The sequence below is a fragment of the Arenibacter sp. S6351L genome (assembly GCF_023016025.1).
Lineage (GTDB): Bacteria > Bacteroidota > Bacteroidia > Flavobacteriales > Flavobacteriaceae > Arenibacter > Arenibacter algicola_B.
Genome location: NZ_JALKBB010000039.1, coordinates 15,641 through 37,068 on the forward strand (window position 1 = coordinate 15,641; position 21,428 = coordinate 37,068).

Sequence of the window (21,428 nt, forward strand, 5' to 3'; positions counted from 1 at the left end):
GAAAAAAGATTGTAGTCCCAATATATCTTTTTTTATTCTTTAAACGTTAAACCTTTATAACCAATTGAACTCTAATTCATAAAGCCCTATGAAAACCCAATTTCTTATTTCTGGTTTATTCCTCATTTGTTGTTTAATGGGATGTTCCAAAGGGAATGATGATCAAGTGCCAATTCCACCTGAGGAAGCCTTGTATTTTCCACCATTAAATTCTGACGAATGGGAAACTGTTTCCATCGAGGAACTCCAATGGAATTCAAGTGCTGAGCAACCACTTTATGACTTTCTGGAAACAAATAAAACGGATGCCTTTATCATTTTGAAGGATGGAAAAATTGTTTTGGAAAAATATTTCGGAAGCTTTAACGCCACCAAAAACCATACTTGGAACTCGGCAGCAAAGACTTTGACTGCCTTTACCGTGGGAATTGCCCAAAGGGAAGGATTTCTAGCCATAGACAATGCCTCATCGGACTATATGGGAACGGGCTGGTCCTCCCTCACCCCAGAGCAAGAAATACAGATTACCGTAAAAAATCATCTTACCATGACATCGGGCCTTGATTTTACTGGTGAAAATAGTTTTTGTACTGATGTGGAATGTTTGATATACAAAGATGACCCCAATAGCTTCTGGTATTACCATAATGCGGCCTATACCTTATTGGATAATATTATAAGCGGAGCAGTTGACCAAGATTTTAAGGAGTACTTTAATGAAAAGGTCCGCGACAAAATTGGGATGCAGGGATCTTGGATAAAGACGGGATATCTTAATCTTTATTTTAGCAATGCCAGAAGTATGGCAAGGTTTGGACTGTTGAGCCTCAATAAAGGCATATGGGAAGACACCCCAATTCTGGACGACCCCAACTATTTTAGAGAAATGACCACGACTTCCCAAGAACTGAACAAGTCATATGGCTATCTCTGGTGGCTGAATGGAAAAAGTAGCTTTAGAATACCAGGTTCCGAAGAATTGTTCCCGGGAAAATTAACACCCAATGCTCCGGACGACCTAATAGCCGGACTCGGTGCCTTTGACCAAAAATTATATGTGGTGCCAAGTAAAGGATTGGTAATTATACGAATGGGCGATTCTGCCAATGAAGATGAATTGGGCCCAACTACTTTTGATAACGATTTGTGGGAAAAAATAAATGACGTGATAAACTAAAATCCGTAGGTATCAAAATCATTAATTCACAGGTTGAAGCTGAACTACATCTTCCAAGAACCCTATGGTTTCCCTTTTTACAGATTCCAAATCCTTTGACGTAATATAGGAGGTCATTACATGGTTGCCTACCTCCGGAAACGCAACTTTACGTTTTAAATTGCTCTTTACACCCAGTTCATCGTACATTTCCAACAAGGCAGGAACCGAGACTACCTTATCCTGTTCCTCCTCATTTTTATAGTAATATCCTAAAAAGGTAGGTTGATCGATGTGCTGAAAGACTTCCGGTTTCATTGTAACATCCAACAAAGCCTGTAGCTGCGTCAATGCCTCTACCCTGTATTTTGTAGTCCAATAGCTCTGTTTTAAAGAATCCGCTTCAGATTCATAAAAATCGCTATCCATAATGGTTTTGGCTATCTCCAATCCCCAAGGTCCGGAAAGTAATACTGCAGTAGGGTCGTAAATCCTAACATTCGGGGAATACAAAAGAAGGCCTGCGATATCCTTATCCCCTTGAGCCAAATAAAGCGCCAGGGTACCTCCTGTGGAAGTGCCCATAACAATAACCTTTTTACCAATCTGTTTTGCTATCGCCAAAGCCTCTTTGGCCGATTCAAAGTAGTCCGTTGCCGTTAAATGAAGCATTGCCTGTTCTTCCTGTACACCGTGACCTTTCAAACGGGGCAAGTATACATTGGCACCATACCTCTGTCCCAATTCCCTGTGCAGAGGCGCACCTTCCTCATGACTGGCAGACCAACCATGGAGATAAAGGATAGCATATTCGGTTTTGCTGGGGATAGAATCGTACCAAAGAATTTGCGATTCGTTATTGGCCTTAATTTTGGTATTTACCTTTTCCCTCTCGTATACACTATTTTGAAGTTTGATCAAATCGGTTTCCATTGCAGGAAGGTCCATGGTCAAAAGGGGTTTATCCACTTTGGGCCCCAAAAAATAGACAATCAGCAATAACAATAATAAAAGAAATACAGCTTTAAATAATCGACGGATTATCTTCATTATTTTCCACTAAAAAATGAATCCACAAACTCAATCTTATTAAAGACTTGCAAATCATCCATTCCTTCCCCTACCCCAATATACTTCACCGGAATCTGGAATTGATCTGAAATACCAATAACCACACCGCCTTTAGCGGTACCATCCAATTTTGTAACCGCCAAGGAAGTCACTTCTGTAGCCTTTGTAAACTGTTTTGCCTGTTCAAAGGCATTCTGGCCTGTAGAGCCGTCCAAAACCAGTAGAACCTCATCCGGAGTACCCTCCACCACCTTTTGCATAACGCGCTTCACCTTGGTCAATTCATTCATTAAATTAACCTTATTATGCAATCTTCCAGCGGTATCAATAATTACCACGTCCGCATTCTGCTTAAGGGCAGAACTCAGGGTATCAAAGGCCACTGAGGCCGGATCACTCCCCATATTTTGTTTTACAATAGGCACATCTACACGATCTGCCCAAACCTGAAGTTGGTCTATTGCAGCCGCCCTAAACGTATCGGCCGCTCCGAGCACTACCTTTAAACCTTGCTTTTTAAATTGATATGCCAATTTACCAATAGTGGTTGTCTTACCTACCCCGTTAACCCCAACTACCATTATAACGTAAGGCTTTCTTACCAAGGGCACCATGAATTCCGTTTCATTTCCAGAATTGGTTTCGGATAGCAATCCCGCTATTTCCTCCCTTAATATGACATTAAGCTCATCTACGCCAAGATATTTATCCTTGGATACACGGGCCTCTATACGGTCTATTATCTTTAAAGTGGTATTTACACCCACATCGGAAGAAACCAATACTTCCTCCAAATTATCCAAAACATCATCATCTACCTTGGATTTTCCTACTACCGCCTTACTAAGTTTGGATAAAAAATTGGTCTTGGTCTTTTCCAGACCCTTGTCCAAAGATTCCTTTTTTTGTGTGGAAAATATTTTCTTAAATAAACTCATATTTTTGGCATGTTCCTTTTTATCAAAGATATAAAAATAAAAAAGCTACTTTCATCAGAAAGTAGCTTTATAACCAATAAATTTAGGTTATTAATTTTTTTTCAACCAGTCGTTTACCATTTCTGGGCTCATTACAGACTCCATAAAAGTGTAAGCACCTGTTTTAGGTGACTTTACCATTTTAATGGCCTTGGTCAATCTTTTTGAACTTGTTTGTAAACTCGCTACCGTTTTCTTTGCCATGACGTATTATTTAATTTCTTTATGAACTGTCATTCTCTTTAGAATAGGATTGAATTTTTTAATTTCCATCCTATCTGGAGTGTTCTTTTTGTTCTTAGTGGTTATGTACCTTGAAGTACCTGGCATGCCAGATTCCTTATGCTCTGTACACTCCAAAATAACCTGAATTCTGTTACCTTTCTTTGCCATTGTTATCTTAGTATTTCAGGATTATTTAATTAACCCTTTTTCCTTTGCTTCTTTTAAAACAACGGAAATTCCTTTTTTATTAATACTCTTTAGAGCTTTAGCGGAAACCTTTAAGGTTACCCAACGATCTTCTTCTGGAATATAGAAACGCTTTTTAGAAAGATTTACATCAAATCTTCTTCTGGTTTTATTAATCGAGAAGGACACATTGTTCCCAAACATGGCTCTCTTTCCAGTAACATCACAAACTTTTGACATCTCTCTACTTTTATTTTGTTATAAACAGGGTGCAAATTTAAATTAATTTTATGGGACGGACAAAATTCTTTGTCAGAATTTTAAAATTTCTTTTTGAAGCATTTCAAAAGCCTTATTTACAGTCTTTTGCACAATTCTTTCACGCTGACTTCCCATACGATATTTCTCTACCACTGTAGCTTTAGGGGAAACAACCGCTATAAACACAGTCCCCACCTCAGCATCTGAGTCGCCTTTTGTTGGACCTGCATTCCCTGTAGTGGCAATAGCAAAATCCGTCTTTAACATTTTTTGCAGATTGGTGGCCATTTCAACGGCAACTTCGGCACTTACCACAGAAAACTGGTCAATTGTAGTCTTCGACACCTTGAGCACCTCTATTTTGGTTTCGGTGGCATAACTCACAATACTCCCTTTAAAATAAGCCGATGCCCCCGGTATACTAGTTATCTGTTGGGCTATTTTTCCTCCGGTACAGCTCTCCGCCGTCCCCAAGGTCATCCCCTTTTTTGTCAATAATTGGGCAATTACAGATTCCACGGGCTCGTCCCCTGCCTCTCCAAGGACAAGGTCCCCCAAAAGATTTCTAATTTTTTTCGCCTCAATATCGACCAAGTCATTTAACTGCTCACTGTTGTTTCCTTTTGCAGAAAGCCTGAGCCTTACAGAACCAAGGCTAGGTAGATAGGCCAATTTCACCATACTGGGCAGGTTGTCCTCTACAGAGGATATCCTATCCGCCAAGGAACTTTCCCCTATACCATAGGTAATGATGGTCTTATGCACAATATATGGCCGCTTAAACTCCTGTATAATTCGTGGAATTACCTTGGATGTTATTAGATTCTTCATCTCGAAGGGCACACCTGGCAATGAAACAAAGGCTTTCCCTTCCCTTTTAATCCACATTCCGGGTGCCGTACCAAATTCATTGTGGAGCACATCTGCCTTGGAAGGCACCAAAGCTTGATTTTTATTGACCTCCAACAAGGGTATTCCCAAGTGTTTTTTAAAGATAGCCTCTACATGGGCCAGCACTTCCTTGTTTTCCACCAAAGTATCATTGAAATATTCGCAAAGCGTATGTTTGGTGATATCATCTTTGGTAGGGCCCAGTCCACCCGTTATTATAATAACATCGGCCCTAGCTTCCGCTTCCTTAAGTGCTTCGAGAATATGCAGCCTTTCATCCTGTACCGAAGAAATCTGGTACACGGAAACCCCAATCTTATTTAGTTCTTGGGCAATGAAGGCAGAATTTGTATCTATAATTTGACCAATGAGAATCTCATCGCCAATAGTTATGATTTCAGCAAACATTAAATCCTAAAGTCGTTTTTCAATTCTGATACCACTTGATCTACGTCCTTTTTAAGCAAAGGCACCAGTCGCTCAATTTCTTCCGTATTCTCTTCCTTTTTTCCCAAAGTTTCTATCTGAAGAGCTATTGCCCGGGTTTGTTCCATACCCAGCAAATCTACATTAGGTTTAATTTTATGCGCCAATTTATATACACTATCATAATTTTTCACCACTAATGCTTTCTCCAGTTCGTCCAAATCTTGGGGAACTTCTTCCAAAAAAACAGCAACGACCGATTTAATGAATTCATCATCACCATCTGCCATTTCATTTATCTTGTCCAGACTATAAATCATCTATTTTATATTTAATGAGAACATTTGTTCATTCTCCAAAGTACCCGAAAGATAATCATTTGCACTTATTCTACCAACACCGGCAGGGGTACCTGTAAAAATAATGTCTCCTTTTTTCAACGTAAAAAAACTGGAAACATAGGAAATTATTTCATCGATCTTCCAAAGCATTAAACTGGTGTTCCCTTCCTGCACAACCTCATTGTTCTTTTTAAGTTGGAAGTTTAAATGGTTTACATCACCAAAACTGGATTTCGGCAACCATTTACCTATGACCGCAGATCCATCAAAACCCTTGGCCTTTTCCCAAGGCAATCCTTTTTCCTTTAATTGGGACTGAAGATCCCTAGCTGTAAAATCTATTCCTAAACCAATTTCATCATAATAGGTATGGGAAAACTGGGCATCTATGTGCTTGCCCACTTTTTTAATTTTCACCAAAACTTCCACTTCGTAGTGTATGTCATTGGAAAACTCGGGGATATAAAAATCCTGTTCTTTTGGTAAAACAGCGGAGTCCGGTTTAATAAACAGGACCGGATCTGTAGGCCTCTCGTTGTTCAATTCCTTTATGTGATCAACATAGTTGCGACCAATACAAATAATCTTCATATTATATAGAAATGTTTAGCACCCAGCTTTGGAATTTAAACCCAGCATGTATATCAAATAAAGCTTTCAACAATAAATAATTACCCTTATTAAACCCTTAACCCAGCTTATTGTTCAACTTGCTCAATTTTATTTGGGTCAAAACCTTTTTAGTGTACAGTGGAAAATCGGCGTTCAATATCCAACCAAAATATCCAGGTTCATTTTCCAAAACGGCATGTACTTTTTTACCCTTGTGTTTTCCGAAGGAAAAAATCTCCTCCCCATCTTCATCCAACACAATAAATCCCGCAAAATCTACCGATTGTTTTCTAGTTGTAAATTCGGATAGCTTTTTAATGTTGTTTTCCAATTCAGGATAACGGTCCAATTGTGACAATAGCACTTCATAGGTAGCCAAGGTATCCGCCTCCGCACTATGGGCATCTATAAGATTTTTATCGCAATAGAATTTATAGGCCGCCTCCAAGGTTCTTTTCTCCATTTTATGAAAAATGGTCTGCACATCCACCGAAACGGTATTCTTCATATCAAAATCTATTTCGGCCCTGAGCATCTCTTCTGCCAAAAGTGGAATATCGAAGCGATCGGAATTATAACCTCCCAAATCACAGTCCTTGATCATTTTATGAATTTCTTTGGAGAGCTGTTTAAATGTAGGTTCGTTGGCCACTTTCTCGTTAGAAATGCCATGAATAGCCACCACTTCGGCAGGGATTTCCATTTCTGGGTTAACCAGCCATGTTTTGCTTTCCTTATTCCCATTTGGATAGACTTTTAGAATAGCTATTTCCACTATTCTATCCTTGGCAACATTAGTACCTGTGGTCTCCAAATCGAAAAAACAAATTGGCCTTGTAAGCTTTAATTGCATGATGTAGGTTCTTTATGCAAATATAGTTTTTACAAAGGTTTTGGCTAAAAATAGACCCACAAAATGTTCAAAATCCTCTTCATTGCAGGGAAATCTATGGATATGAATCAAAATTAAATGTGTAGACTCCTGGCCATCCCTACAAACCATGGAACAAAGCAATACTTTAAAACCAATAGAGGACTGAACAAAACAGTAGAGATTTACTAAATCTCCCTATTCACGTCCCAAGCCTCCAAGTAATCGGCTACGGCCTTTACAAACATTCCGCCCAAGGCCCCGTTCACTACCCTGTGATCATAGCTATGGGATAAATACATCTTACTTCTGATGGCAATAAAATCGCCCTCCTTGGTTTCGACCACAGCGGGCATTTTACGTATAGCCCCCAATGCCAGGATACCCACTTGGGGCTGATTTATAATTGGCGTGCCAAAAACACTGCCAAAGGTACCTACATTGGTAACGGTATAGGTACCGTCCTTTACCTCATCTGGTTTTAATGCATTGTTCCTGGCCCTCTTGGCCAAATCGTTGACCGCTTTGGCCATGCCCACCAAGTTTAACTGATCGGCATTTTTAATCACGGGAACAATCAAATTTCCATCGGCCAAGGCCGCGGCCATACCTATATTTATGTTCTTTTTCTTTATTATGGTATCTCCGTCCAGGGATATATTCACCATAGGATACTTCTTCAAAGCAATGGCCACAGCTTCCATAAAAATAGGGGTAAAAGTAAGTTTCTCACCTTCCCTTTTTTCAAAGGCATCCTTGACCTTATTCCTCCAATTGACCACGTTGGTCACATCTACCTCTACAAAACTTTGTACGTGTGCCGAAGTAGCAACACTTGCGGTCATATGCTGGACTATCAATTTACCCATACGGGTCAAAGGAATATGCTCGTCCCCGTTACTGGGCTGTTCCTTCTCCAAAGCCGGTTTAACCACTTCTTGTTTTGGTTCCTCTTTTTTAACAGGAACAGGCTTGGTTACGTGCTCCACTTTTTCGACCACAGGCATTACATGCTCTTCCTTTTTTTCCTCAAAAGGTTGTCCCCCGCTTGCCTTTCCGGAAGCAACATATTCCAAAATATCATTTTTTGTCACCCTGCCTTCACTTCCCGTACCATTAATGGTATCCAACTCGGCCAAGGTAATTCCTTCCTGCTTCGCTATATTTTTTACCAAAGGGGAATAAAATCTATCGGATCCACTATAATCCATTACCGGAGCGGTAGCGCTTTCCTTGGCACTCAACACCGCTACTTCCAATTCCTCGACTGCTTTGTTCGGGGCATCTTCTTTTGCCGCAGAAACTTCACCATCCTGTTCATGTTCAGAACTAAAACCACTTCCGTTTAATTCTATAATGGCCACGGTCTGACCCACCTTAACAACATCATCTATATTGAATAATTTCTCCACCAAAATGCCATCTACCTCGCTAGGAACTTCGGAATCCACCTTATCCGTAGCAATTTCAAAAACCGCTTCATCCATTTCTATGGTATCACCAACTTCCTTCAGCCATGAGGTAAGTGTTGCCTCTGCAACACTCTCTCCCATTTGTGGTAATTTTAGCTCAAATTTTGACATATCCTTATTTAATACACTTGTAATGATTAATAATTTGCAAAACTAATAAATAAAAGGCCATATTTTTGACTTTTATTCATGCTTTTTACTTACAACTCCTATACTTTTAACGAATTCTCAAACGGAATTCTATTCAGAATGCTTCTTCCCAAAGTCACTTCATCGGCGTATTCAAGTTCATCCCCCACGGCAATACCCCTTGCAATGGTCGAAGTTTTTACCCCCAAACCTTCTAATTGCCTGTATATATAAAAGTTGGTGGTATCCCCCTCCATGGTAGAGCTTAAAGCGAAAATTAATTCCTTAATTCTCCCTTGCTTCGCCTTGTCGACCAAAGAGTAAATTGTCAAATCTTGTGGCCCCACACCTTCCATGGGGGAAATTTTCCCGCCAAGGACATGGTATAGCCCTAAAAACTGACCTGTATTTTCAATGGCCATCACATCCCGAATATCCTCCACCACACAAACAAGACTTTCATCCCTCCGAGGGTTTGAACAAATCTCACAAACCTCTACATCGGAAATATTATGGCAATTTTTACAGAATTTAATATTGTCTTTTAAGTTGACCAACGCATTGGCCAATCTGGCAGTTTGCTCCTTTGGCTGCTTTAAGAGATGCAGGACCAACCTCAAGGCCGTGCGTTTTCCTATTCCCGGTAATTGGGACATCTCATAGACCGCATTTTCCAATAATTTAGATGAAAATTCCATATCCACAAAATTACAATTTTATACCATTATATTAAGGCATTCCCCCTAAAAGTAAATTTCAGGGATTGAACAATCCAAATCATCAAGGCACAACAATAAAACATTTACTTAAGCCGCAATTGTAAACACGACCTACTTAATGGATGTTGACATACTTCATTCCCAAGCATCCAATTTAGCAACACACTTCTTTTCCGAATTACTACTTACCTTTTACCGAAACATACAACCTTTCATCGACAGACCTGCTTTATGTATTTACATTTATTTTCAAGCCCAAAACCCACCATCTAATTAAGCCTTCACCTAAAAAAAATACAATACAAGAAGTTAAATCCAATGGAATAAATAAGTACATTATATTCTGATTTACAATAAATTAAGAACATATACCAAAACCTATATTTAACATTTCGAATTCTTGTAAATGCCTTTTAGAACATTAAATCCCATAAAATTAACGCTGATTTTCAGAAAATTAAGATAAACTTGTGAGAGGTTTATTTTGATAATATAATTATTAACCTTTATTTTGTCCTAGGCATAGTTCCCCCAGTCCTATAGCCGCAACGCAATTAAAATTTATTGGCTTATTCCCTATAAGGAACGGCACCCAAATATTGGTGTTAACACTCTGCTATTTTGAAGTTAAAGTGTGTTAATACTTGTAAGCAGGTAATAGAATATTCGTACTTTAAGGTGTATATAAAGAAATTGGTCATTGATAACGCTATATATTTATAGTTAATGGTTAGTGTTTAGTATAGTCTATCAATGAAAGAAACCCGGAACATTTGTTCCGGGTTTTATTTTTTATATCATAATTCTTAGTCCCTTACCACCTTATTATGGCGCTGCCCCAAGTAAATCCACTACCAAAGGCGGCGAGCACCACCAAATCTCCAGACTTAATTTTTCCCTGCTCCCAAGCTTCGGTCAATGCAATAGGTATAGAGGCTGCAGTTGTATTACCGTATTTCATAATATTATTGAACACCTGGTCATCCCCTAGGCCAAACTTATTTTGTATATACTGGGATATCCTTAGATTCGCTTGATGGGGCACCAACATATCTATATCCTTAGCTTCCAAATTATTAGCTTTTAGCCCTTCTATGATTACTTCACTAAACCGGACCACGGCGTTCTTAAAAACAAACGGACCGTTCATATGGGGCAAATAAGATTCATCGTTAGGATCATTATCTTCCAAAATATCATTGACCCAACGCTTTCCCATCCCTGGCGCTATAAGGGACAATTCCTCAGCATGCTGTCCTTCGGAATGCAAATGGGTGGAAAGAATACCCTTTTGGTTATCTTCCTCCCTACTTACGATGGCAGCTCCTGCCCCATCGCCAAAAATCACTGAAACTCCCCTACCCCTGGTAGTCATATCGAGTCCGTGGGAATGAAGTTCGGATCCTATCACCAGAACATTTTTGTACATCCCCGTTTTTATATATTGATCTGCGACGGACAATGCATAAACAAATCCCGAGCATTGATTACGTACATCCAAGGCACCAACTGTCTTTATGTCCAAATCCAGTTGCACCAAGACCCCGGGACCAGGAAAATAATAATCAGGACTTAGTGTGGCAAAGACGATAAAGTCTATATCATTTTTATCTATTCCAGAGCGTTCTATAGCAATCTTTGCTGCTTTAACGCCCATAGTGGTAGTGGTGTCCCCATCACCTTTTATAACGTGTCGTCTTTCCTGAATACCAGTACGCTCCTGAATCCAAGCATCATTGGTGTCCATTATTTTTGACAAATCATCGTTGGTAACCACATTTTTAGGTACATAGTAACCTAGACCAATTATTTTTGAATTGAACATCTATTGGAAAATTAAGTTTTTGGGAAGCCGTTGCCCCCTTCTTTTTCTATTACAAAATCTAAAATATGAGAAATAAATTTAGTTACACACAATTTAAATAAAAATATATACGAATATGATGATTTTGGTCATACGGCCATAAAGGGAATTTTAATAAGCACAATGACATTAGTATCGTTTTAAACCCACTAAAAAATGTCAGTTTGTCACCTCTACCAACAATGGTATTTTTTTTGACAGTGTTAATTCGTTAAACTTAAAAAAAATAGAAGTATGGCCACAGGCAAGATCAATGTTTCCGTAGAGAACATATTTCCGCTCATAAAAAAATTCCTATACAGCGACCATGAAATATTTTTACGGGAGCTCATTTCGAACGCAACAGATGCAACTTTAAAATTAAAGCACCTAACTACTATAGGGGAAGCCAAGGTAGAATATGGAAATCCACTTATTGAGGTAAAGATCGATAAGGAAGGAAAGAAAATACATATTATTGATGAAGGTGTAGGTATGACCGAGGAGGAAGTACAGAAATACATCAATGAAATTGCGTTTTCAGGGGCTGAAGAATTCTTGGACAAATACAAGGATTCTGCCAAAGACTCAGGTATAATTGGTCATTTTGGACTAGGATTCTATTCTGCGTTCATGGTGGCATCCAAAGTAGAAATTATCACCAAGAGCTATAAAGACGAACCTGCAGCACATTGGACCTGTGATGGATCGCCCAATTTCACCCTTAAAAAGGCTAAGAAAACTACCCGTGGTACGGAAATAATCCTTCACATTGCAGATGATTCCACAGAATTTTTGGAAGAAGGTAAAATTGGCACCTTACTTAGAAAGTATAACAAGTTTATGCCTATCCCCATTAAGTTCGGGACTACAACGGAGACCCTTCCCAAACCGGAAGGAGCTAAAGAAGAAGATCCTGCACCTACAAAGGAGGTAGACAACATAATCAACAATCCCAATCCGGCTTGGACCAAACAGCCAACGGAATTAACGGATGAGGATTATAAGGGGTTCTACAGGGAACTCTACCCAATGCAATTTGAAGAGCCTTTGTTCCACATCCACCTAAACGTAGATTATCCTTTTAATCTGACAGGGATTTTGTATTTCCCAAAATTGACCAATGATTTAAATACCCAAAAGGATAGGATTCAATTATACCAAAACCAGGTTTTTGTCACTGACAACGTGGAAGGAATTGTCCCTGAGTTTTTAACCATGCTGAGAGGGGTTATAGATTCTCCGGATATTCCGTTGAACGTTAGTAGATCTTACTTACAGGCCGATGGAGCGGTCAAGAAAATATCGACCTATATCACCCGTAAAGTTGCCGATAAACTAAGCTCCTTATTTAAAAATAATAGAGAAGATTTTGAAGCAAAATGGAACGATATCAAAATCGTTATAGAATACGGAATGCTTTCCGAGGACAAATTCTTTGAGAAAGCGGATAAGTTTGCATTATATCCTACAGTAGACGGAGCATATTATACCTTCGAGGAACTACAGCAGAAACTAAAAGCCAACCAAACGGACAAGGACGATAAATTGGTAATACTTTATGCCTCCAACAAGGAAGAACAACACAGTTATATAGAGGCTGCCAAGGCCAAGGGATTTGAGGTTTTATTGTTAGATTCCCCTATAGTATCCCACTTAATGCAAAAACTGGAAACTTCCAAGGAGAAAATTTCCTTTGCCAGGGTAGACGCTGATCATTTGGACAATCTCATCAAAAAAGAGGACACCCAAATCTCCAAGCTGTCCGACGAGGAAAAAGAGACCTTAAAAACCGATATCGAGACTGCCATCAACAACAAAAGCTATACCATTCAATTGGAAGCTATGGATAGTAGCTCTTCTCCGTTCATTATTACAGAACCGGAGTTTATGCGACGTATGAAAGAAATGCAGCAAACCGGCGGTGGTGGAATGTTCGGCATGGGAAACATGCCGGAAATGTACAATTTAGTGGTGAACACCAACCATGAATTGGTTTCTGAAATTTTAAACACAAAAACGGCCAAAAAGAAAGAGCGACTTATTAACCAGTCCCTCGATCTGGCACGTTTATCCAAAGGATTGTTGAAAGGTGAAGAACTTACCAAGTTCATTAAGAGAAGTTATGAAATGGTGAAATAATCATTTTTTAATGATAATTATAAGAAGCTGAATTGCCTTGTGCAATTCAGCTTCTTTTATTTATACCTTTAGCAAATGGACTACCCTTGGCACCTCTATCTTTTGGCATCTATTTATGTATTGGCAGGTATAATGCATTTTATTGTTCCAAAAGTCTATTTGCGCATAATGCCCAGATACTTGCCCAATCATAAGCTATTGGTATCCCTAAGTGGCCTGGCTGAAATTCTTTTGGGTCTGGGACTGTGCTTCCCTGCTACTAAAAATAGCTCTATCATCGGCATCATTTTAATGCTTACCGTATTTCTATTGGTTCACTTCTATATGCTAAAGGGCGAAAAAGAATCGGCAGGAATCCCAAAATGGATCCTAATTCTAAGAATCCCCCTTCAATTTGTGCTTATGTACTGGGCCTATTCCTATTTTGGAATATAGTGTACCAAGGCAAAAATCCTCTTGCACAAAACCTCTTTGGAACAAAAATTTGAACATAATAGGAATAAGGCAAATGCCCAAATAAAGTAAAACCATCTTAATATTAATTTACAGTGGTTTTCTATCTTTATCATATGAAAGTTATTTCCACAAATATTGGAAAAGCTACCACCTTTCTATGGAATGGAAGGGAGGAGCAAACAGGGATATTTAAATATCCAACGGACGAACCTCTTTTTCTAAGTAAAATTGATGTTCTAAAGGATACCGTTATAGATAGGGTACACCATGCCGGATTCAATAAAGCCTGCTACCTTTTTGCATCAGGCCACTACCCGTATTGGAAAGGGTTATATCCGGATTTGGAATGGGATTGGGGAATGTTCGGAGAAAATCTTACCGTAGAAGGCTTGGATGAATCCCAAATGAGAATCGGTGACATTTATAGTATTGGAAGCGCCTTAGTACAGGTCTCACAGCCTAGGGAACCCTGTTATAAGTTGGGAGTTCGCTTTGGCAATGCCAAAATATTAAAGGAATTTATAGATTATGGCTATTCCGGAACCTACGTTCGTATATTGGAGGAAGGCCAAGTAAAAACAGGAGATAAGATTATATTGCTGAAAAAATCCGAAAACACTCTGACAGTAAAAGAATGCTTTCAAATTATTCTTGCAAAGGAAAAAGACCCCATAATTCTTCAAAAAGCGATCAATAACCCTTCGCTACCTGAGTATAAAAGAGATCGACTTAAAAAATACGTATAGCAGAAAAGTAAAATAGGGACCGATTGGCCCCTATTTTTTACTATAATAATATTTACTTTTTCATAAATTAATTCACCGAAATGGTTTCATAATAAGTTTTGGTACCTTCACTAACAGATACTGTATACTCATCTTTTACAGCATTGGTAAAGTTGAAAACCTTTCCTACAACCAATTCTTTATCAAATTTTTGAGTGAAGACAACCCTGTTGGCACTGTCTACAACATTAATAACTACAGGACTTAGCTTTTGGTTCAAGTAGTTTAAATAAAGAACATCACCGTTTTTTCTAAAGAATGGTTTTGTAATCTCATCACGTGCTATAACATTTACTTCAGAATCCTCTACACTTATGGTAAACTCTACAGTCCTGGTAAGGCTTTCCATCTTTAAAAAATAAAGACCTTCCTCTAATTTCGATAAGTCGAACTTTTTGGTATAATCTTCGTCTTCCTTAATATTCTCCATGAATATTTGATGCTTCTCCGTATCGGTCAAAGTCAATGTAGAAGATTCAGTTTGCTTATTTAATTTAAGAACCAATCTTTTTGCTTCTTTAACTGTTGTCAAGTACATTCCTGGGTCGTTGGCCATAGCTATAGTACTACTAAGTAATAAGGCTGCCACTGCTGTTAATTTTAAAACTGCTTTCATAACATTTAGGATTTAATATTAATAAATCATTTATATGGCAAATGTAGACCAGGTATTCCCTTCCCACTACTCCAGAATTCTCCAGTTTCTATTCTATTTTACCATCGCTGTATATTAAATAATTGTTAATAGGTTAATTTTAGACACATTTAGGTTAATTTTGCACAGAATTGTCCAAAATAGCTGTATTACCTTTACTTAACCTAATGAAATTAACTTATGATACCTAAACCTACATTTGAGGCCATAGAACCTGATTTCGGTCATTCTTACACCTATCAACAGTATGATGAACACAACCCTAATAAAATTGGGGTATGGCACTATCACCCTGAAATTGAACTGGTTTATGTCAATGGGGGTTCTGGAAAGCGACAAATTGGAAGCCACGTTTCCTATTATACCGATGGAGATTTAATCCTAATTGGATCCAACCTGCCCCATTGTGGCTTCACTGATGTACTTACAGGCAATAAAAACGAAAGCGTGGTACAAATGAAACAGGATTTTTTAGGGAACGATTTTTTCAATATCCCCGAAATGAAAAAAATTCAAAGCCTTTTTCAAATTGCTAAAGGAGGGGTTGCCTTTACTGGTAGTACGAAGAAAAAAATTGGTGAAAAAATTGAAATCATGGAATATCAGACCGATTTTCAACGTCTTCTCTCCATTCTGAATATTTTAAATGAGTTGGGGAATTCCAAGGAATATCAGGTATTGAACGCACAGGGTTTTTCACTTCAAACGGAAGTAAAGGACAATGACAGGATAAACATTGTTTTCAATTACGTAAAAACAAACTTTAAGGAGGAAATAACCCTAGAAGAGATTTCTGATTTGGTGAGTATGACAGTACCGTCGTTCTGCAGATACTTTAAAAAAATAACAAATAAGACCTTCGTACAGTTTGTTAATGAGTGTAAATTGGTACATGCCTCAAAATTATTGGCAGAAAAGCCCATTAGTATAACAGAGGTATGTTTTGAAAGTGGATTCAACAATTTCTCACATTTCAACAAGTCCTTTAAAGCTTTTACCGGTCAGAATCCGTCAGAATATAGAAACGAGCTGAAAAGTGTACTTCAATCGTGAACCCTTTATGTACGAAAAAAATAGAGCTACAACTCCCAGATAGTGACATAGTTTATTATCCCAATTTTTTAAGCGCAATTGAAGCGGATCATTATTTTAAGGCGCTTAAAGAAACTACCCCTTGGCAGCAGGATGATATTACAGTATTTGGCAAAACATATCCCCAGCCCAGGTTAACCGCCTTATTTGGGGAAAACAGCAAACCCTATTCCTATTCCAATATTACAATGCATCCACATGCATTTACAGCCGAGTTACTGGAATTGAGGAATAAGCTGCAAAGGGAAATTGGCATACACTTTACAAGCTGCCTGTTAAACCTATATAGAGACGGTAAGGATAGTAATGGCTGGCATGCCGATGATGAGAAGGCCTTGGGAAAAAATCCCGCAATTGCATCCATAAGCCTTGGACAAGAACGCTACTTTCACCTAAAACATAAATTGAAAAAAGATTTAAAGCAAAAATTATTATTGGAACACGGGAGTTTACTTCTTATGAAAGGGGAAACCCAGCATTGTTGGTATCACCAAATTCCAAAAACTGCCAAACCAATACAGGAACGCATCAATATTACCTTTAGGGTCATTAAATAAAAAAATCGGTTACGAAAACCGATTTTTTTATGCCTTTGTTATTTCCGTTGGACACTGCCCCTAACCTACCAGGCATTTACGTTAGTCTCCTCACACCCAACTTCAATAACAATAACTCAACTTCTTTGCCAATTAATATAAAAATTGGTCAAAAGTCATGTTTTTTTCGATAATAGGCCCAAGAAAAACAAAATACACCATAAGACATTGATTTTAAGCTACCTATAATTAAATATAACACCATACTATAAGATTAGTTTTGAAAGAAGAAAGGCAAGTTATTTTTAATAAAATTTGCAAAAATTACTTAAGAAAAAAGCTCGTTCAACACCTTGGCCAAGCGTAAACCTCCCTTTTGCAGTTGTTTCTCCAGGGTAGCCCAATATTTATAATCATAGGCATAGCCCAATTTTTCACCTACCTCTACCGAACCATAAAGTTCATTGGCAATATCCTGGGATTCCTCTACCCAGTCATATATATTGCCCTGCTGAATAAATTTAATTTGACCCTTGGTAAGCTCCGGTAAATTATTTGCCAATTCCGAATAGCTCATTCCATAGTCATCTATCATATTGGAGTCCCATAATCTATGGAGATTGGTACCTCTTCCAAACCATTGCAATTGGATATCATTGCCCCCTTTATCCTCCAACCTGCCCACATGCATAGGTTGGTGCAGATCCCCTATCAAATGGATCAACATTTTTAAGTAAAATACTTTATCCTCTTCCGTGCTATTCTTATCCTTAACTATTTCAATACACTTTTCTATTCCTATAATTATATCTCCCGCCTCACTAGGTGGAACCTCTGTGTATTTTTTATCGGATGGGTAATTTACATAATGCCAGGGGCTAAATTTGGAAAAGCTACGATCTGCCTTTATTTCATCTGCATAATTTGAAACCAAAGCCAGACTTTGCCCATTTAAAAGTTTCTTTAAGGCCTTTTTGGTCTTTCCAGACAAATGTTGCTGCGCAACCTCCCCAATGGTTCTGTGTCCGGTCTTGGACCATTCCATATCGTTGCCATAGCTTAGTTGAAAAATAAGTAGGCACAGTACCGTAATTCTTTTCATATTACTATATGTTGTTTGCTTTATCAATACCAAACGTATCAAAAACTAGCTAATATTTAAAAACTGGATAATAACCTTTGAAAAAATTCAAGGAAATTCTATAAATCTAAATCTTGAGGGAGCTCAAAATTAATGAATTGAAGTATAACTAAATGTTAAGAAGTCAATCCTTTTGATTTTTTAATTTAATCTTGCAGTTCTTAATTGTAAAAGATGATGTTGAAGAATATAAAAAATCCCTTTCTAAGGATTGGAATAATTTCTTTACTGGTAATAGGTAGCTCCGTTCTTTTATTGGTCCTGAGTATATATATGGGGGCATGGGGAAAACTTCCCGGCAAGAAGGAACTTTCGGATTTCAAGTACCAAAGAGCTTCCGAAGTCTATTCTGCAGACAGTGTCCTTATAGGTAAGTATTTTCTGTTCGACAGGCAGCCCGTACAATATGAGGATGTACCTAAAAATTTAATAGAGGCCTTGGTGGCTATTGAGGATGAGCGCTTTTATGATCATTCTGGAATAGATTACAAGAGTCTTGTACGCGTGGCCTTCAAGACCATCCTAATGCAGGATCAATCGGCAGGTGGTGGTAGCACCATTAGCCAACAACTTGCCAAGAATTTATATCCCAGGGAAAAATCCGGAAAGTTTAATCTGGCCATATCAAAATTTAAGGAAATGATAATAGCTTCCCGCTTGGAATCCATGTACTCCAAGGAAGAAATTCTGATGCTTTATTTGAACACCGTTTCCTTTGGAGACAACACTTTCGGAATAGAAAGTGCTTCCTTAAAATTCTTCAATAAATCTGCAAAGGAACTTGAGCTGCAAGAAAGCGCTACACTAGTAGGCATGTTAAAGGCAACCTATGGTTATAACCCCCGCGTTTTTCCAAAAAACAGCTTAAACAGGCGTAATTTGGTATTACAATCCATGTATTCCAATGATTTTATATCACAAAAAGAGGCAGATAGCCTTAAACTACTTCCATTACAACTGGATTATCGGGAATACGATTACAATGAGGGCATAGCTCCCTACTTTAGGGAAGAGGTAAGAAAACAAATGCTAAGTTGGGCCAAAGCGCAAAAAGAAAAGGGACTGGAATACAATATTTACACTTCCGGACTTAAAATTTATACCACATTGGATTCCAAAATGCAGTTATTGGCAGAAGAAGCAATGGAGCAACATATGAAAGCACTTCAAAACAGCTTTGAAAAAAGCTACGGTAAGCGCGCGCCCTGGATTAAGGACCAAAAGCTCATTAATAAAATTATACAGAGTTCCGAACCCTATAAAAAATGGAAGAACGCAGGGCTCAACGAGAAGGCAATAATGGACTCGATGAACTTAAAAAAAGAAATACAGTTGAGCAATTGGAATCAGGATGAAATGCGCTCTGCCAGTACCATAGATAGTTTATTGCACTATCTTAAATTCTTAAATACCGGATCTCTATCCATGGATCCAACAACCGGAGCGGTTAAGACATGGATCGGTGGAATTAATTTTAAACACTACAAATACGATCATATTTCACAGAGCAAGCGTCAAGTAGGCTCTGCATTTAAACCCATTGTCTATACCGCTGCCCTTGAAAATGGCATAACGCCCTGCACCTACTTTTCCGCTCAAGAAGTTGCCTATAAAAATATGGAGGGTTGGTCTCCCAGTAATTCCGGAAAGAAAGATGAGGCCTACCTAAATTATTCCATGGAAGAGGCCCTGAGCAACTCTGTTAATACCGTGGCGGTGAAGGTTTTGGAAAAAACAGGTATTCCCAATGTAATAGGGCAAGCACAGAAAATGGGTATTGAAACCCCATTGCCCTCACTACCTTCATTGGCATTGGGCACTGCCGAGATCAAAATCAATGAATTGGCAGGTGCCTATGCCAGTTTTCTGAACAATGGCAAATCTGTCACCCCATTTTTAATCCACAGAATTACCAACGAAAAGGATTCCATAATTGAGACCTTTAAGCCAGTTGTAGCCGAAAAAAGGGCCTTTTCAGAAGAAACAGGCCAAATTATGTTAGAGATGATGAAGGCCACAGTGAATAGCGGTACTGCTGCCCGTATTCGTTCTACCTATGGAATTAAAAATGACATTGCCGGAAAAACCGGAACAACACAAAACAACAAGGATGCCTGGTTCGTAGCTTTGACCCCTAAGCTACTTAACATAACATGGGTGGGATTGGACAACCATGAAATTGGCTTTAGCAGCACAAGCTTGGGACAGGGCGCCAATGCGGCATTGCCCATTTTTGCGCTTTGGATACAAAAGTTAAATGCTGACAAATCCTTTGACCACATAACCAAAGCCAAATTTCCCACTCCTAGTTCCGCTGTGATGAACAAACTGGATTGCGACCCAGTAAAAAGGGATGGCTTTTTTAAAAGGCTTTTCAAGAATCCCAAAAAGAAGAAAACCAAAGATTTTAAAACCGGTAATACAAAGACTTAAACGCTCGAGATTTATTTAGTACCAAAGTGTTCATGGTTATTAAATTATTTATATCTTTATGATATCATTTTAATATCATTATAAATCAATCACCATGAAACAAGAAAAAAATATTATCCCTACCAATGGCTATATTATGCTACCTGTATTATTAGGGCTCTTCATATTAGCCATTGTGCTAGTAGTCGGTGGCGTACCGCTGGCGTTACCAATCTTCGTCATATGTATTATATCATTACGTGGGTTTGTTTTGGTAAATCCCAATGGATCCAGGGTGCTACTCCTCTTTGGGAAGTATATGGGTACCATTAAAAAAAATGGCCTTTTCTGGGTCAATCCCTTTTATAACAAAAATAAAATTTCCCTGAGGGCCAGTAATTTTGACAGTGAGCGCCTAAAGGTCAATGATAAGCTTGGAAATCCAATCATGATCAGTACCATTTTGGTATGGAGGGTTACCGATACATATAAGGCTGCCTTTGAAGTGGACGACTATAAGAATTTCGTCCGCGTACAAACAGATGCCGCTGTACGCAAATTGGCCAGCATGTACCCCTATGACAATTTTGCGGATGAGGGCCATACGGAGGATATTACCTTACGATCCAGTGTAAATGAAGTAAGCGAAGCCTTGGAAAAAGAGGTTCAGGAAAGATTGGCCATGGCAGGCATAGAAGTATTGGAAGCCAGAATTGGATATCTGGCCTATGCCCAAGAAATTGCCAATGCCATGTTAAAAAGGCAACAGGCCACGGCAATTGTAGCTGCGAGACATAAAATAGTGGAAGGTGCGGTAAGCATGGTAGAAATGGCGCTGGATCAATTAGGAAAGAAGGAAATAATTGACTTGGACGAGGAACGAAAAGCGGCTATGGTAAGCAATCTTATGGTAGTCCTTTGCTCGGATAAGGATGCATCGCCAATTGTCAATGCCGGGACACTTAACCATTAATCATTGCAAGGTAATATTATACGCCCGTTATGGTCTGGTTTTTATGGTCAACATAC

General features: G+C 38.6%; 22 protein-coding genes. 8 read left to right on the plus strand and 14 right to left on the minus strand.

All coding sequences use genetic code 11. The features are described 5' to 3' along the window. Positions 1-136: 136 nt before the first annotated feature. Positions 137-1,177, plus strand: a complete 1,041-nt coding sequence (locus MWU82_RS22045; protein WP_247097952.1) for a serine hydrolase domain-containing protein — start codon at positions 137-139, stop codon at positions 1,175-1,177. 21 nt (positions 1,178-1,198) lie between these two features. On the opposite strand, the gene MWU82_RS22050 is transcribed toward MWU82_RS22045, so the two are convergent. From MWU82_RS22050 to MWU82_RS22105, 12 genes are all read right to left on the minus strand, one after another. Further along, positions 1,199-2,206, minus strand: a complete 1,008-nt coding sequence (locus tag MWU82_RS22050; protein ID WP_247097953.1) for an alpha/beta fold hydrolase — start codon at positions 2,204-2,206, stop codon at positions 1,199-1,201. Beyond that, positions 2,206-3,165, minus strand: coding sequence for a signal recognition particle-docking protein FtsY (ftsY, locus tag MWU82_RS22055; RefSeq protein WP_247097954.1), 960 nt, complete (start codon positions 3,163-3,165; stop codon positions 2,206-2,208). Before ftsY ends, MWU82_RS22050 begins: the two co-directional genes overlap by 1 nt. A 90-nt stretch (positions 3,166-3,255) precedes the next feature. Continuing rightward, positions 3,256-3,408 (minus strand): DUF4295 domain-containing protein, encoded by a 153-nt coding sequence (locus MWU82_RS22060; RefSeq protein ID WP_069859169.1) that lies wholly within the window; start codon positions 3,406-3,408, stop codon positions 3,256-3,258. 6 nt (positions 3,409-3,414) lie between these two features. Further along, entirely contained in the window at positions 3,415-3,597 is a 183-nt protein-coding gene (gene rpmG, locus MWU82_RS22065) for a 50S ribosomal protein L33 (protein ID WP_031444791.1), read from the minus strand. 21 nt (positions 3,598-3,618) lie between these two features. Next, positions 3,619-3,855, minus strand: coding sequence for a 50S ribosomal protein L28 (gene rpmB / locus MWU82_RS22070; protein ID WP_031444792.1), 237 nt, complete (start codon positions 3,853-3,855; stop codon positions 3,619-3,621). Between the two features lie 72 nt (positions 3,856-3,927). Next, positions 3,928-5,175 (minus strand): competence/damage-inducible protein A, encoded by a 1,248-nt coding sequence (locus MWU82_RS22075; RefSeq protein WP_215947174.1) that lies wholly within the window; start codon positions 5,173-5,175, stop codon positions 3,928-3,930. Next, the gene (locus MWU82_RS22080; protein WP_215947175.1) at positions 5,175-5,513 is read right to left on the minus strand and encodes an Hpt domain-containing protein; all 339 of its coding nucleotides are present in this window, start codon (positions 5,511-5,513) and stop codon (positions 5,175-5,177) included. Before MWU82_RS22080 ends, MWU82_RS22075 begins: the two co-directional genes overlap by 1 nt. Further along, positions 5,514-6,125, minus strand: a complete 612-nt coding sequence (locus MWU82_RS22085) for a fumarylacetoacetate hydrolase family protein (RefSeq protein WP_215947176.1) — start codon at positions 6,123-6,125, stop codon at positions 5,514-5,516. 97 nt (positions 6,126-6,222) lie between these two features. Beyond that, on the minus strand, positions 6,223-6,999 hold the full coding sequence (locus MWU82_RS22090) for a 3'-5' exonuclease (protein ID WP_215947177.1): 777 nt from the start codon (positions 6,997-6,999) through the stop codon (positions 6,223-6,225). A 206-nt stretch (positions 7,000-7,205) separates the two neighbouring features. Then, positions 7,206-8,600, minus strand: a complete 1,395-nt coding sequence (locus MWU82_RS22095; protein ID WP_247097955.1) for a dihydrolipoamide acetyltransferase family protein — start codon at positions 8,598-8,600, stop codon at positions 7,206-7,208. A 98-nt stretch (positions 8,601-8,698) separates the two neighbouring features. Continuing rightward, positions 8,699-9,316 (minus strand): recombination mediator RecR, encoded by a 618-nt coding sequence (recR, locus tag MWU82_RS22100; RefSeq protein ID WP_247097956.1) that lies wholly within the window; start codon positions 9,314-9,316, stop codon positions 8,699-8,701. A gap of 835 nt (positions 9,317-10,151) precedes the next feature. After that, positions 10,152-11,162: a beta-ketoacyl-ACP synthase III gene (locus MWU82_RS22105; RefSeq protein WP_247097957.1), complete on the minus strand. Its 1,011-nt coding sequence runs from the start codon at positions 11,160-11,162 to the stop codon at positions 10,152-10,154. A gap of 273 nt (positions 11,163-11,435) precedes the next feature. Here MWU82_RS22105 and htpG point away from each other — a divergent pair, with 273 nt between their 5' ends. The 3 genes from htpG to MWU82_RS22120 all read left to right on the plus strand — a co-directional run bounded on the left by htpG (position 11,436) and on the right by MWU82_RS22120 (position 14,524). Continuing rightward, the gene (htpG, locus tag MWU82_RS22110; protein WP_247097958.1) at positions 11,436-13,322 is read left to right on the plus strand and encodes a molecular chaperone HtpG; all 1,887 of its coding nucleotides are present in this window, start codon (positions 11,436-11,438) and stop codon (positions 13,320-13,322) included. Between the two features lie 75 nt (positions 13,323-13,397). Then, entirely contained in the window at positions 13,398-13,757 is a 360-nt protein-coding gene (locus MWU82_RS22115; protein ID WP_215947182.1) for a hypothetical protein, read from the plus strand. 134 nt (positions 13,758-13,891) lie between these two features. Then, entirely contained in the window at positions 13,892-14,524 is a 633-nt protein-coding gene (locus MWU82_RS22120; protein WP_247097959.1) for an MOSC domain-containing protein, read from the plus strand. A 67-nt stretch (positions 14,525-14,591) separates the two neighbouring features. On the opposite strand, the gene MWU82_RS22125 is transcribed toward MWU82_RS22120, so the two are convergent. Then, positions 14,592-15,179: a hypothetical protein gene (locus tag MWU82_RS22125; RefSeq protein WP_247097960.1), complete on the minus strand. Its 588-nt coding sequence runs from the start codon at positions 15,177-15,179 to the stop codon at positions 14,592-14,594. Between the two features lie 219 nt (positions 15,180-15,398). Here MWU82_RS22125 and MWU82_RS22130 point away from each other — a divergent pair, with 219 nt between their 5' ends. After that, entirely contained in the window at positions 15,399-16,271 is an 873-nt protein-coding gene (locus tag MWU82_RS22130; RefSeq protein ID WP_247097961.1) for an AraC family transcriptional regulator, read from the plus strand. Further along, the gene (locus MWU82_RS22135; RefSeq protein WP_215947186.1) at positions 16,268-16,867 is read left to right on the plus strand and encodes an alpha-ketoglutarate-dependent dioxygenase AlkB; all 600 of its coding nucleotides are present in this window, start codon (positions 16,268-16,270) and stop codon (positions 16,865-16,867) included. Before MWU82_RS22130 ends, MWU82_RS22135 begins: the two co-directional genes overlap by 4 nt. A 307-nt stretch (positions 16,868-17,174) precedes the next feature. On the opposite strand, the gene MWU82_RS22140 is transcribed toward MWU82_RS22135, so the two are convergent. After that, positions 17,175-17,948, minus strand: a complete 774-nt coding sequence (locus MWU82_RS22140) for a S1/P1 nuclease (RefSeq protein WP_215947187.1) — start codon at positions 17,946-17,948, stop codon at positions 17,175-17,177. 213 nt (positions 17,949-18,161) lie between these two features. Between MWU82_RS22140 and MWU82_RS22145 the strand changes: the two genes are divergently transcribed. Together MWU82_RS22145 and MWU82_RS22150 are read left to right on the plus strand one after the other, a co-directional pair. Next, complete coding sequence (locus tag MWU82_RS22145) at positions 18,162-20,420, plus strand: transglycosylase domain-containing protein (RefSeq protein ID WP_247097962.1); 2,259 nt, start codon at positions 18,162-18,164, stop codon at positions 20,418-20,420. A 94-nt stretch (positions 20,421-20,514) separates the two neighbouring features. Then, complete coding sequence (locus tag MWU82_RS22150; protein ID WP_215947189.1) at positions 20,515-21,372, plus strand: SPFH domain-containing protein; 858 nt, start codon at positions 20,515-20,517, stop codon at positions 21,370-21,372. Positions 21,373-21,428 lie beyond the last annotated feature (56 nt).